Here is a 13,234-nt window from a genome sequence, read left to right on the forward strand (position 1 = left end):
TTAATTAGACCTAGATTTCTTTGTTGCTGAGAAGTCCTTATTTTTGGCTTTCCATTTTATAGATGCGCCTTCTAGAAGTAAAAGACAATCCCACAGAGAAAGAGTTCATTCAGATGGCCGCCCGGCTATACAAGAATGAAAAAAACTGGATTAGGCCGCTGGATAAGGATATCAAATCCGTTTTTGACCCCGAAAAGAATAAGAACTTTAAGAATGGTGAGGCTATCCGCTGGATACTGAAAGATGATAGTGATAAGACCATCGGTCGTATAGCGGCTTTTATCAATAATAAGACGGCCAATAGCTATGACCAACCTACTGGTGGGATGGGTTTTTTCGAATGTATCAATGACCAAAAAGCGGCCTTTATCTTGTTCGATGCATGTAAAGAATGGTTGGCCGAAAGAGGCATGGAAGCTATGGATGGGCCGATAAACTTTGGCGATCGGAATAACTGGTGGGGCTTGTTGGTAGATGGGTTTACAGAACCAAACTATCAAATGCCTTATAATTTCAAGTACTATCAAGACTTGATTGAGTCCTATGGCTTCGGTGTTTTCTTTAAGCAATATACTTATCAAAGGCCAATGGGGAGTGAGGTAGATTTTGCTCCTAGGTTTTACAAGAAAGCCGAAAGCACTCTAAATAACCCTGACTATGAATTCAGGCACATTACCAAAAAAGAGTATGCCAAAGGACACGAGTATTTTCATGAAGTCTATAACAAAGCATGGGCAGGGCATAGCGGTGTAAAGCCAATGAGTATGCAGCAGGCTAAGGCCACTTTTAAGATGCTTAAGCCAGTGGCAGATGTTCGGTTGATCTGGTTTGCTTTTTACAAAGGAGATCCTGTCGCTTTCTTCATTTCAATTCCTGAGCTGAACCAACTGTATAAGCACCTGAATGGAAAGTGGAACTTGCTTAGCAAGTTGAAGTTCTTGTACCTACTAAAAACAGGCACCTGTAAAAAGGGGCTTGGTATCGTGTTTGGAGTGGTTCCAGATCATCAAAAGAAAGGTGTTGAGGGAGGACTTGTCGTTTCCTATGTCAAAGAACTCGCATGGAAGAAAGGTTTTCAATACCACGATATTGAAATGAATTGGATTGGAGATTTCAATCCTAAGATGATGAGTGTAGTAGAGCAAATCGGAGGGAAAATTTTAAAAACACATATAACTTATAGAAAGCTCTTTGATGAGAGCAAAGTCTTTGAAAGAGCACCAATTATAACTTAATAGAGGAATGAGTAAGAAGTACGATGTATATGGCATAGGTAATGCCTTGGTAGACTTAGAATTTAAAGTCAATGATCAATTTCTATATGATCATAAAGTGCAAAAGGGGTTGATGACGCTAGTGGATGAGGATACTCAGTTTAGATTAATTGGTGCCATTGATAATGGCGATATGAATAGAAAATCTGGAGGATCAGCCGCTAATTCAGTCATTGCCGTAAGCCAATTTGGAGGTAACTCATTCTATTCATGCAAAGTTGCTAATGATGAGTATGGTGATTTCTATCTGAAGGATATGAATGATGCCGGTGTCGATACAAACCTTGATAAGAAGGAAAGAGAAGACGGTGTTACCGGCAAGTGTTTGGTAATGATCACTCCTGATGCTGACCGAACAATGAATACATTTCTTGGTGCCACGACCAATCTGTCGACCAATGAAATAGATGAATATGCATTAAAAGATTCTCAATACTTGTACCTAGAAGGCTACTTGACTACTTCGGTTACAGGTGTTGAAGCCATGAAGCTAGGGAAAAAACTGGCCGAGGACAATGGTGTGAAAACAGCAATTACGCTTTCAGATCCTAGTATTGTACAGTTCTTCAAGGAGAAATTTGTGGATGTCATCGGGGCTTCTGTCGATCTACTTTTCTGCAATGAAGATGAGGCCATGTCCTTTACTGGCAAAGACAACCTTGCCGAAGCGCGGGAAGCTATGAAAAGCGAGGCACACAGGTTTGTGATTACGCAAGGTAGCAATGGTGCTATGATCTGGGATGGCGATACCTTTATTGACATAGAGGCATATAAAGTGAAGGCTGTTGATACCAATGGAGCAGGCGACATGTTTGCAGGAGCCTTCCTCTATGGAATTACTAATGGTATGACATTTGCATCTGCAGGGAAGTTGGCTAGTATGGCAAGTTCTAAAGTTGTGTCACAGTTTGGACCTCGCTTAAAATGGCATGAGGTACAGGCAATTCTACATGACCTAAAATAGCAAGTAGCTTTTTGCCCACATATCCGTTTGATATTCCGTTAGCCATGTGATGAGTTAAACAATCTCATTGCACATATACTTTTGTACGAAATTTAAACCGTAAGCATACTATGATTAAGAAATTTAGTTTCCTTATGATGTTCTGTGTCGCTTTCTCGTTTGCATCGAGGGGTCAGAATATCAAATACGAAGAATTTGACCTAGACAACGGGTTGCATGTAATTCTTCATCAAGACAATTCAACACCCATAGTTACAGTTTCTGTACTCTATCATGTGGGATCTAAGAATGAGCCAGAAGGCCGTACAGGGTTTGCTCACTTCTTTGAGCACCTTATGTTCGAAGGTTCTCCCAATATTGGTCGTGGGGAATACTTTAAGATTATAGAAGCAGCGGGTGGTAGTCTTAATGCTAACACATCTCCTGATAGAACTTTCTATTTCCAGACTTTACCCTCCAACCAGTTGGAGTTGGGACTGTATATGGAGTCAGAAAGAATGCTACATGCGAAAATAGATTCTACTGGAATCGCTACGCAAAAAGAGGTCGTGAAGGAAGAGAAAAGACAAGGTGTTGATAACCAACCTTATGGTACTATCCTTGAGAAAATGCTGAAAAACGCATATGCTGGGACTAACTACGAATGGTCGCCTATTGGAAGTTTTGAAGACATCGATGCAGCTACCGATAAGGATTTCGTAGATTTTTATGAGATCTTCTACGTACCTAATAATGCAACTCTTTCCATTGCCGGTGATTTTGAAACTGAGGAAGCTAAGAAGCTTATTGAAGCTTATTTTGGTGAGATAAAGAGAGGGACCAAAACTATTCCGAGACCTTCCATTACTGCACCTAAATTAGACGGGAAAGTTGAGGAAACAGTTTTTGACAATGTTCAGTTGCCAGCTGTCATTCAAGGTTATAGAATGCCACCACAAGGAACCGAAGATTACTATGCATTGCAATTGGTTACTCAACTGCTTTCTGGAGGTCAAAGTTCAAGATTTCAGAAGGTACTGGTAGACGAAAAGAGAATGGCACTTGGGGTTCAGGTGGTACCACTGGCGCTTGAGAACGGTGGATTGTTTATCAACTTCGCGCTTCCTAATCAGGGATATGAAGTAGGTGACCTAGAAAAGGAAATGGATATTCTTATCGAAGAGATTAAGAATGATCTTGTTCCTGAAAGAGAGTTCCAAAAGCTGATGAATCAAATTGAGAATAACTTTATCTCAGGTTACGGTTCAGTTCAGTCAATTGCTGAGAGCTTAGCCAATTACCATGTGTACTTTGGCGATGCAGAGTTAATCAATACTGAGATTGAGCGCTATAGAAAGGTTTCTAGAGAAGACTTGATGAAAGTGGCAAAGAAGTATTTCGTGCCAGAGAATAAAGTAGTATTAACCTATAGACCTAAGTCTGAACAAGAAAAGCCAACAGAGGCGAAAATCAAGAAGGAAGGAGGAAACAACTAATGAAGAAATTTTTAACCCTCGCGCTAGTTTGCCTTGCATTTGGGGCAACCGCGCAGATCGATAGAACTAAACTTCCTGAGCCTGCACCTGCAAAGGAGCTTAAGCTAGGAGATTACGAAAAGTTCACCCTTAAAAATGGACTAACAGTAATCGTAGCAGAGAATCATAAACTACCAACTATTAGTTGGACACTTTCTCTTAATACTGGACCAGTTACCGAAGGTGATAAGGCTGGTTACTGGGGAATCTATGGTCAAGTGATGAGTGCTGGAACAACTTCTAAAACAAAAGAAGAGCTAAGTGAAGAGATTGACTTTATGGGCGCTTCAGTGTCGGCAAGTGCTAGTTCAGTATCTGCTTTCTCTCTATCTAAATACAAGGAGGATGTACTAGATATTATGTCAGACATTCTTTATAATCCTTCATTTCCGCAGGATGAATTTGACAGAGCTATAGAGCAAACGCTCACTGGTCTGAAACAAGCCAAAGACGATCCGAATGGTATCGCTTCAACTGTAAGAAGCATGTTGAATTACGGTAAAGATCACCCTTATGGGGAAGCGGCAACAGAAGAGACCGTCAATAACATCACAATTGATGACTTGAAAGCTCACTATGCCAACTTCTTTAAGCCAAACATAGCTTATCTAATTATCACTGGAGATATCACAAAGCGAGAAGCTCAAAAATTGGCTAAAAAGTATTTTGGCGATTGGAAAAAAGGTGATGTTCAGAAAGAGGAGTTTGTTACTCCAAAGTCGATAGAAGAGACTGTCATTTCATTTGTCGATAGGCCTTCTTCGGTGCAATCTGTAATTAGTATTTCTTATACGGTTGATAATAAGCCTGGTAATGCCGATGCAACTACTATCTCGGTTATGAATGAGATTCTTGGAGGTAGCGGGTCTGCCAGACTTTTCATGAATCTTAGGGAAGATAAAGGCTATACATATGGTGCGTATTCTAGTTTAGGAAGCAGCCGATATAGCGCTTCTTTCAATGCTTCTGCAAGTGTGAGAAATGAAGTGACTGATAGTGCTTTGACTGAGTTTATGAACGAGCTTAAAAGGATTAGAGAAGCTGAGGTGACTCAAGAAGAACTGGACTTAGCTGTCAATTCTATGAGGGGGTCATTTGCCAGAGGCCTAGAAAACAGAGGAACAGCTGCGCAGTACGCCTTAAGTATTGAGTTGAACAACCTGCCTGATGATTACTATGCAAACTATCTGAAGCGTTTGGAGGCAATTACAGTCCAAGACATTCAGAGAGTAGCTCAGAAATACATCAGACCTGACAATGCCAATGTGGTGATTGTAGGTAAAGGAGAGGAGGTCATTGAGTCACTAAGACCTTTTGCACTAATCAACTTTTATGATTCTGAAGGGAATCCTGCTGAAGACCCAACCAAAAAGGAGATTGCAGACATATCACCACGAACTATTCTTGACAAATACATAGAAGCGATAGGTGGTAGAGAAGCTATTGATGGAGTAAGCTCTGTAGTCAACAAGAGTTCGGCTTCACTCTCAATGGGCGGACAATCATTAACCATCGGAAGAGCGGTTTATCAACAAGGACCGGACAAGTTTGCAGATGTTCAAACAGTCCCAGTTCAGGGGGATATCTACCAAGTTTATAATTCAGGCGAGTCCTACATTGTAATGGGAGGGCAAAAGCAATCTCCTCCAGGTCCATTTGCAGACCTAATGAAATATCAGGGCACTCTTTTCGGAGAGAGATTCTATGAAGATATTGGATTCAAGCTTAGTTATAAGGGTACTTCCAAAGTGAATGGCAAGGAAGCTCACAGAATAGAGGTCAACCTTGGAAGTATGTCAATCAACGAGTACTATGATGTTGAATCAGGTTTGAAAATTAGAATTGAACTTGGACCTTCAGGAACTATTGACTTGACAGACTATAAAGAAGTGAATGGGGTGAAAATTCCACATGGGTTTGCTCAATCAGGCGGGCAGTTGCCTGTTACTCTTGAGTTTGCTTCAGAAGAGGTAGTCGTCAATGGAGAAATTGATCCTTCTATTTTTAATAAATAGATTTAGATACAGAATGAGGGAGGTCACTAGTTTTTCTAGTGGCCTTTTTTTATGTTTATTGACTATTAGGGGCTGGCGGCCCTGAAAAGGTAAGCTTACAAAGTCATAAAAATGTCGTTCCAAGACAGAAAGAGGCTTTGCTTAACTAAAGTTGTCGTTTTCAGGATTAATTTGTTTAATTTATGGAAACTGACTACGTATGAAAACTCCACTCACCCTGAAGCGAGCATTGACTTTCACCGTCTTGCTGCTTACAGTTTTTGTCTTGATATCTATGGATTTAGATACCAAGTCCATCAAAAGTCCCAAAGCTCAAAGTTCTTCTCCCAACAAAGTCATAGAGCCATCTATTATTAGCTCAACCGACAATAAAAAGGCCTATGATAGTGCTCAATATGTATTGAACGCATATCAAGACGCTATTGGTGGTGAACGATGGAAATCGATTAAGACAATGCATAAAACAGGGCTAGTTTCTATGAAGGCAGGTAGTTCAATGGCCCTGTCCTATGGTAAGGAAATGTATCAGGGGGTCGGAGGCTATCTTCTTGAGGAAATCAATGTCAACGATTCTAAGCTATCTCAAGTGATGCAAGACGGACAAGTCATGACGCTGGTCCGTAATAATATCTATCCACAATCAGGGCTAGAAGCCCTTTCCTTTAAAGAACACCTTTTACCAATTGGTAATCTTGATGAGATTAGTTCGCCAACTGCTCGATTTATGGGTAGGCATCTAGTGGAAGGAAAATGGGTTTATAAACTTTTCAGAGGCCAACAGCTAGGGCATGATATTTATGAATACTTTGAAGTCACTTCAAAATTGAAAGTGATGACCTCTCTTGGCAATGGCTGTCATGTCAAGTTTAAGAAGTACAAATCCATTGATGGGCTAAGAATACCAACACTGGTTGAAACATATTTCAAGGAATTCGAAAGACAGATTTCTTACGAAGTAGAGCAAATTGCTATGAATGTGACAATACCGACATCTCCTATAGATGCGAAGTCTGTGTCTATTGAGAGCGTAGTTTCAAATTAATCGTGAAACTTAGATTGGCGTGGTTCAATTAGTGGAATTGAGCCAACCTTGAAGCAAATCATGCTGATGATCACTCAGCGTATTGGATTTTGACAATTGATACACAGAGAAGTGTTCTTCTGTGCTCTGTTTAAGATCCACTTCAATTGATCTTTCAAAACGGTTGATTTGTAGTTTTAATGAATCAGGGTTTATGTCTCGAGATTCAAAGGGCTTTCCGTTGATCGACTCTATTCTATCACCAATACTTAATCCTTTCTGGGCTGGAGAATTCTCAGCTATGTCAGTGATGGTTTGTTCTGATAACTTGAAACCATAGACCCTTTCTTCAATCTTCGTTGATGAGGTCAGTTGGAAGTCCAAACCGAACTGAGGTGTCAATTTGGATAGATAATCCTCAAATGGCTGATTTCCTAATATGAGATCATCGAAGTAGGCATTCAGGGAGTCCTCGAAGATCGACTCCGCGGCATTCTTGTAGTCTTGGAAGGTATAACCCGATTGACTTCGACCATAAAGAGACCACATTAGTCTCATGACATCATCCAGTGACTTGCCATTGTTAAACTTGCTCCTGATCATCAAGTCAAGGATAAGAGCCGCCAAGGCACCTTCATTGTAGATCGATACTTTTCTTCCAGGGATGCCCTTCTCATAACCATCGAGCCAAAGGTCAAAGGAAGAATCAGCTACAGAAAGCCCTTTTCTACCTTCGTTTTCATAATGACGCTTGAGCATCTTGTTTAGATCTTCTAGATATTCATCAAGGCTGTATACTTTGGATCTCACCAAGAAAAGATCTCCATAATAAGTGGTGACACCCTCAGTGACAAAACCAGTCTTATGGTAATTCGCGTTTTGAAAATCATAAGGAGTCATTTCCACAGGACGAAGTCTAATCACATTCCATGTATGAAACAGCTCATGGGAACTTACACCAAGAAAATCTTTATACCTCGCTCTTTCTGCTAACTCGCCTGATGGGCCAATAGTGATAACCGTAGAGTTCCAGTGCTCCACACCATGGTAGTGTTTATAGGGAAGGCATTGGAAGAGGAAATGATATTCAGAACATGGGAACTCACCCATTACATCAATCTGAACTTCGGTGAAACGTTTGAAGTCATTAATTACTTCATTATCTGTTCTAGGCAGGCTCCCCTGTATCCATAAATTGAACAAATGTTCTCCTACTTTGTAGGATATTCTTCTGAGTGATCCGCTAGCAAATATTGGACTATCAACCAACCTGTAGTAATTAGGGGAGTAGAGCTGATGTCTTCCAGCCTTTTCCAGTCCAGACGTTATTTCGTAATGCTCAGGTAAGTCAAAACTGATTGTACTTGGTCGCTCAAGACTTGACTTAGTATAAATGCAACAATTAATGGGATTGATGTATAATTGCTCATCATCAAGCCATGAGTTACCCGCATCCATTTCAAATGCGTAGTATTCATAGATGAGGGTAACAACTCCTGGCTTGTTGGTTAACCGCCAAGAGCCCTTAGTAGACTTTTTTAGAGCAATTGGCTTGTCAGTTTCGTCAAAAGCATTGATCAAACGAATCCGCTTGGCGAAATTTTGGATCTGATAGCGTCCGGGTCTCCAATTGGGTAAGAATATTTCTGTATCCGGATTGTCGGCACGAAAAGTTGCTTTAATGATCAGGTAGTGAGTGTTAGGATTGCTAAAAGAGAAGTGATAGTCCATAGAGATAAACAGAATGGATTAAAGCTAAACAATTTCTAACACACGTTGGTAAAAAAGAAAAAGGTGTCTATCTTTGCATTCCTTTTTGAGAGAAAGATAAAGAAACGATGAAAAGAACATTTCAACCTTCGCAGAGAAAGAGAAAAAATAAGCACGGATTCAGATCTAGAATGGAGTCTGCTAATGGTAGAAGCGTACTCGCGAGACGTAGAGCCAAAGGAAGGCACAAGTTGACTGTTTCTGACGAAGGAAAGCACGGTAAATAATTCTGTGTACTAATGAGGTTTTGTTAACTTAAACCTCGTGTCCGGGTCAAATACAACGAATTTGAAATATACTTTCCCTAAGTCGGAAAGACTACATAGTAAAAAACTAATCAAGGAGCTTTTTGAGAAAGGCTCCTCTTTTTATTTATACCCCTTCAAAGTTATTTATCTACCGCAAGCAGAGATTGATTCTAACCAAGTTCTTATCTCGGTTTCCAAAAAGAAGTTCAAAAAGGCAGTCACTCGAAACTTAATTAAAAGGAAGGTCAAAGAAACTTACCGCTTGAATAAGCATCTTCTCACTGACGAATCTTCCACTTTGCCAAAATTATTGATTGGTTATATTTATACAGGAAACGACATTTTGCCTTATCAAACCATTGAGAGCAAACTAAAGAAATCGCTTCTCCGTTTGAAGAAGGAGTTAAACGACCTTTCGCATAAGGATCAATCATGAGGAAATTTAAGATTAGAAAAATTCAAGCTGCCATTCTTGGCCTATCCGTATTTTTGCTTTGGTCATTTACTGCTCCACAGAATGACAAGTACTTCGAGATATTGAAGAACCTTGACATTTTCGCAACCATGTATAAAGAGGTTAATGCCAACTATGTAGATGACATTAATCCGAATACAATTATGGAGGTTGGGATAGATGCCATGCTATCCACTTTAGATCCTTACACTGTCTATTATCCAGAAGATCAAATTGAAGATGTTAGAACAGAAAATACTGGTCAGTATGGAGGTATTGGGGCAATAGTGGGTGAGAAGTATGATAAACGAATCATGATAATTATGCCCAACGAGGGCTTTGCGGCAGAAAAGGCGGGATTGAAGAGAGGCGATGAAATCTTATCAATCAATGGGATTGATGTCAGACAAGATTATGACAAGGCCAGTCTGTATTTGCGAGGTCAGGCCTCTTCTAAATTGGCATTGAAGATTGAAAGGCCTGGTGAGGGAGAACTGGACATTGAAGTCGAACTGGAAACTATAGAATTACCAAACGTACCCTACTATGGTATGGTCAACGAGGATGTTGGTTTGATTAAACTTACAGGTTTTACAGATAATGCATCAAAAGAAGTTAAATCAGCACTGCGGCAATTGAAGAAAGACGGTGCGGAGAGGATTATCTTAGACCTAAGAGGTAATGGGGGTGGCCTGCTGAATGAGGCCGTCAACATTTCAAATATTTTCATTGATAAAGGGCAGTTGGTGGTGACAACAAAGGGCAAGCTTAAAGAAATGAATGCTACCTATAAGACTTTGAATACCGGTACCGACTTAGATATTCCATTGGCCGTACTCATTAATAGTTCGAGTGCGTCTGCCTCCGAAATCGTTGCAGGCACCATGCAAGACTACGATAGAGGAGTCATCATAGGTAGAAAGTCATTTGGTAAGGGCCTTGTTCAGCGTACAATGCCACTATCTTATAACTCTCAAATGAAGGTTACAATAGCTAAATACTATACGCCAAGCGGCAGATGTATTCAGGCTATTGATTATAGCAATAGAAATGAAGATGGAAGTGTGGGCAAGATTGCTGACTCTTTGCAAACTGCCTTTCAGACTAATAATGGAAGAGTCGTATTTGACGGAGGGGGTGTTGATCCTGACTTTGGTGTAAACAGAAATAAATTAGCCCCTATAACAATCTCACTTTTGAAGGCTGACCTTTTCTTTAGGTTTGGAAACGAGTACAATGGAGAAATGCCAGCAGGCCAAGTTGCTTCCGAGATCTCAATCAGTGATGAAGTGTTGAGTGAATTCAAGTTATGGCTGGCAGGTCAAACCTTGGATTACACATCTGACATTCAAGAAGAAATCGCCCAACTAAGAGAGAAAGCTTCAGAGTTGGGAGAACTTGAAAGAATTCAAAGTCAACTTGAAGGTTTGGAATCTGCGGTTGCCAATAACCTTGACAGTGATCTTGAAAATAGTAAAGAAGAAATTAGGCATTTCATAAAAGAAGAGTTTGCTGCAAGATTACTCTTGGAAAGAGGAATTATTGAAGCCTCTTTTGAAGTAGATGAAGATGTTAAAAAGGCCATTGAGATATTATCTGATCAAGCTCACTATACTCAAGTCCTAAGTGGTAACTAGCGCTGAATGACTGACTTCCTTTTGTTGTTCATCATGGGTCTTGCCGGGGGATTGCTAGCCGGATTAATTGGTATTGGAGGAGGTGTAATGTACATCTTGGTACTTCCGTATCTATTAATTGGGATGGGCTTTCCGGAACAAGAAATTGTCCAGTATACTATCGCCAATTCAATCTTCGGAACAATGTTCGCTGCCCTCTCGGGCAACATTGCCTTAATTAAAAGAGGAGAGTTCTACTGGAGAGAAGTAGCAGCAATTGGTGTGTTTGGTACTATCTCTTCTATAATGGTACTCCACTTTGTTGTTAATACTCCAAACTACGACAAGGAGCTATTTAACTATATAGTAATTGCCTTGATGATATTCATAGCAATTAGGACTCTTCAGCAGTCAAGTCGATCAAGTGGTGAAGGTGATCAAAAAAAAGTACCGATTATGAGTTTGGGGTTTATTGGGATTGGCGCAGGCTCTGTTTCGGCACTTTCTGGCCTAGGTGGTGGTACGGCTATTATCCCAATCTTAAACAGTGGACTTAAGATGTCGATGCATAAGGCAAAAGCGATATCTCTTGGCGTAATTTTTATCACTGCTTTCTCACTCTCAATTTTCAATTTATTGGAGAGTCCAATGATCAACTTTATGAATCAGAATACAGGATATATAGTTTGGCCTTTGGCTTTAATGATCTCGCTTGGTGTAGTGATTGGCTCGCCTTTAGGAGTAATTCTGGCTAGGCGACTGTCCAATAAGCTAATCAGTTATATCTTTGTGCTCTTTGTTCTGGTTGTGATAGCTGATAAGGCGCTTCAATTGATCTGATTTTGACCCTGTATTATGGCATTAATTCTTAGTATAGAAACTTCTACCACCGTATGCTCCGTGGCGTTGACAAGAGGGAAAGATGTTATAGCGACTCAAAAATTGTTTCTGGAGAAATCTCATTCAAACTTATTGACAGTAATTATTCAGGATTTAATCAAGGCATGTGGATTTGGGTTGATAGATTTTAATGCTATCGCGATTTCCGAAGGTCCTGGGTCTTATACGGGTCTAAGAATAGGAGTGTCAACGGCAAAAGGTCTGGCCTATTCATTAGAGAAACCACTCATAGCTGTCAGTACTTTGAAGGCCATGGCTCATGAAGTAAGTCAATATTATACTGAAGATTGTCTATTGGTGCCAATGTTGGATGCTAGAAGGATGGAAGTATATACTGCCACTTTTGGAGTTGATCTCGAAAGTATTGATGAAGTCAGAGCGTTAATTTTGGATGAAGAGTCTTTCAGAGAAACTCTTGCGAGTAAAAAGGTGTTGTTTCATGGTGATGGCGCTGCCAAATTTAAACCATTAGTTCAGGCGATAGATAATGCCAAGTTTATCGAGAATGTATCACCTTCTGCATGGGCCATTGGACAGTTGGCTTTTGAGAAATATCAAAAGGAACAATTTGAAGATGTGGCTTATTTCGAGCCATTCTATTTGAAGGAGTTTAAGGCAACTACGCCAAAGGCATTGTTATGAATGAAGAGATTGTAAATAGAGTTGCTAATAGTCCGATCGTTTCGATTGATCTGGAAGACTACTATCATAGTGGAGAAAGGGTTGTTTACGACATAGCGGATAACCTGTTCCAGAGAATGATTCTGAAGGAGAAGGATTTCCGTCAGTTTATAAAAGAACATGACTGGACTCGGTATAGTGGAAAGAATATCTCGATTGTTTGTTCTGAGGATGCCATTGTCCCGACATGGGCTTATATGCTGTTAATGACAAAGCTCGAAGGTGTCGCTAACATGGTGGTGATGGGTTCATTAGAAACCCTTGAGTATGCCATTTTCCAACAAGCACTTTCGAAAGTAGATATTGGTGAGTTGAAAGAGAGGCCCGTGGTAATTAAGGGTTGTGGAGATTTCCCCATTCCTGAATCTGCATATGTAGAAGTCACAAGGTTGTTGAAACCTCATGTAAAGAGTCTTATGTATGGTGAACCATGCAGTACAGTACCTCTATATAAGAAGTCTAGAACGCCTAAAAACTAGGCCCTCAATTAGTTAGAAAATTCTTTAAAAAATGTATGACTAAAGCTTGGTCAGAACCGATTAAGCTCAGTACATTTGCAACCCGTTTGAATGGAACGGAGACAAGTGTTGAGGTAGTTAAAAAAGAATTGAAAATAATTTTTATTTAGTTGTTTTCAATTCAAATATAATTTTTACCTTTGCAGCCGCTTCGGGGATGAGAGTTCTTGGGGTTATGAAAAGGGAGCATCAAAAGTGGTGTTTTTCTAGATTGGGAGAAGGGGTTTTAGGGCCTTTGATTTCAACGTTTACTGCGAGG

Annotated in this window: 12 protein-coding genes; 11 read left to right on the top strand and 1 reads right to left on the bottom strand. The window is 40.2% G+C overall.

Annotated features, from left to right (window positions below; all coding sequences use genetic code 11):
• Positions 1-62: 62 nt before the first annotated feature.
• The 5 genes from J4E76_RS20535 to J4E76_RS20555 all read left to right on the top strand — a co-directional run bounded on the left by J4E76_RS20535 (position 63) and on the right by J4E76_RS20555 (position 6,809).
• Complete coding sequence (locus J4E76_RS20535) at positions 63-1,235, top strand: hypothetical protein (RefSeq protein WP_208506682.1); 1,173 nt, start codon at positions 63-65, stop codon at positions 1,233-1,235.
• A 7-nt stretch (positions 1,236-1,242) separates the two neighbouring features.
• Entirely contained in the window at positions 1,243-2,238 is a 996-nt protein-coding gene (locus tag J4E76_RS20540) for an adenosine kinase (protein ID WP_208506683.1), read from the top strand.
• A gap of 110 nt (positions 2,239-2,348) precedes the next feature.
• Positions 2,349-3,713, top strand: coding sequence for a pitrilysin family protein (locus tag J4E76_RS20545; RefSeq protein WP_208506684.1), 1,365 nt, complete (start codon positions 2,349-2,351; stop codon positions 3,711-3,713).
• Positions 3,713-5,767 (top strand): pitrilysin family protein, encoded by a 2,055-nt coding sequence (locus J4E76_RS20550; protein ID WP_208506685.1) that lies wholly within the window; start codon positions 3,713-3,715, stop codon positions 5,765-5,767. Before J4E76_RS20545 ends, J4E76_RS20550 begins: the two co-directional genes overlap by 1 nt.
• Positions 5,768-5,966: 199 nt before the next feature.
• Positions 5,967-6,809, top strand: coding sequence for a hypothetical protein (locus tag J4E76_RS20555; protein WP_208506686.1), 843 nt, complete (start codon positions 5,967-5,969; stop codon positions 6,807-6,809).
• Between the two features lie 24 nt (positions 6,810-6,833).
• Here the strand turns inward: J4E76_RS20555 and J4E76_RS20560 are convergent, their stop codons facing one another.
• Positions 6,834-8,519 carry a M61 family metallopeptidase gene (locus J4E76_RS20560; RefSeq protein ID WP_208506687.1) on the bottom strand — a complete coding sequence of 562 codons (1,686 nt, stop codon included), beginning with the start codon at positions 8,517-8,519 and terminating at the stop codon, positions 6,834-6,836.
• Between the two features lie 107 nt (positions 8,520-8,626).
• On the opposite strand from J4E76_RS20560, the gene rpmH reads away from it, so the two are divergent.
• The 6 genes from rpmH to J4E76_RS20590 are packed head-to-tail and all read left to right on the top strand — an operon-like array spanning position 8,627 to position 12,936.
• Complete coding sequence (rpmH, locus tag J4E76_RS20565; RefSeq protein WP_069840469.1) at positions 8,627-8,785, top strand: 50S ribosomal protein L34; 159 nt, start codon at positions 8,627-8,629, stop codon at positions 8,783-8,785.
• Between the two features lie 37 nt (positions 8,786-8,822).
• Positions 8,823-9,242 (top strand): ribonuclease P protein component, encoded by a 420-nt coding sequence (gene rnpA / locus J4E76_RS20570; RefSeq protein WP_370592830.1) that lies wholly within the window; start codon positions 8,823-8,825, stop codon positions 9,240-9,242.
• On the top strand, positions 9,239-10,897 hold the full coding sequence (locus J4E76_RS20575; RefSeq protein ID WP_208506689.1) for a S41 family peptidase: 1,659 nt from the start codon (positions 9,239-9,241) through the stop codon (positions 10,895-10,897). The genes rnpA and J4E76_RS20575 overlap by 4 nt, the downstream gene beginning before the upstream one ends.
• 6 nt (positions 10,898-10,903) lie before the next feature.
• A complete protein-coding gene (locus J4E76_RS20580) occupies positions 10,904-11,716 on the top strand; it encodes a sulfite exporter TauE/SafE family protein (protein ID WP_208506690.1) in 813 nt (270 codons plus the stop codon).
• Between the two features lie 15 nt (positions 11,717-11,731).
• Positions 11,732-12,418, top strand: coding sequence for a tRNA (adenosine(37)-N6)-threonylcarbamoyltransferase complex dimerization subunit type 1 TsaB (gene tsaB, locus J4E76_RS20585; RefSeq protein WP_208506691.1), 687 nt, complete (start codon positions 11,732-11,734; stop codon positions 12,416-12,418).
• A complete protein-coding gene (locus J4E76_RS20590) occupies positions 12,415-12,936 on the top strand; it encodes a DUF2480 family protein (RefSeq protein ID WP_208506692.1) in 522 nt (173 codons plus the stop codon). Before tsaB ends, J4E76_RS20590 begins: the two co-directional genes overlap by 4 nt.
• Positions 12,937-13,234: the final 298 nt, after the last annotated feature.

Origin of the sequence: Roseivirga sp. E12 (genome assembly GCF_017592825.1) — a bacterium.
Taxonomy (GTDB): Bacteria; Bacteroidota; Bacteroidia; order Cytophagales; family Cyclobacteriaceae; genus Roseivirga.

What these genes read in the sequence shown, in the direction of transcription:
- J4E76_RS20535 (WP_208506682.1), top strand. Translation starts at nt 63, where the DNA reads ATGCGCCTTCTAGAAGTAAAAGACAATCCCACAGAGAAAGAGTTCATT.
- tsaB (WP_208506691.1), top strand. Translation starts at nt 11,732, where the DNA reads ATGGCATTAATTCTTAGTATAGAAACTTCTACCACCGTATGCTCCGTG.
- J4E76_RS20590 (WP_208506692.1), top strand. Translation starts at nt 12,415, where the DNA reads ATGAATGAAGAGATTGTAAATAGAGTTGCTAATAGTCCGATCGTTTCG.
- J4E76_RS20575 (WP_208506689.1), top strand. Translation starts at nt 9,239, where the DNA reads ATGAGGAAATTTAAGATTAGAAAAATTCAAGCTGCCATTCTTGGCCTA.
- J4E76_RS20580 (WP_208506690.1), top strand. Translation starts at nt 10,904, where the DNA reads ATGACTGACTTCCTTTTGTTGTTCATCATGGGTCTTGCCGGGGGATTG.
- J4E76_RS20550 (WP_208506685.1), top strand. Translation starts at nt 3,713, where the DNA reads ATGAAGAAATTTTTAACCCTCGCGCTAGTTTGCCTTGCATTTGGGGCA.
- rpmH (WP_069840469.1), top strand. Translation starts at nt 8,627, where the DNA reads ATGAAAAGAACATTTCAACCTTCGCAGAGAAAGAGAAAAAATAAGCAC.
- J4E76_RS20545 (WP_208506684.1), top strand. Translation starts at nt 2,349, where the DNA reads ATGATTAAGAAATTTAGTTTCCTTATGATGTTCTGTGTCGCTTTCTCG.
- J4E76_RS20540 (WP_208506683.1), top strand. Translation starts at nt 1,243, where the DNA reads ATGAGTAAGAAGTACGATGTATATGGCATAGGTAATGCCTTGGTAGAC.
- J4E76_RS20555 (WP_208506686.1), top strand. Translation starts at nt 5,967, where the DNA reads ATGAAAACTCCACTCACCCTGAAGCGAGCATTGACTTTCACCGTCTTG.
- J4E76_RS20560 (WP_208506687.1), bottom strand. Translation starts at nt 8,519, where the DNA reads ATGGACTATCACTTCTCTTTTAGCAATCCTAACACTCACTACCTGATC.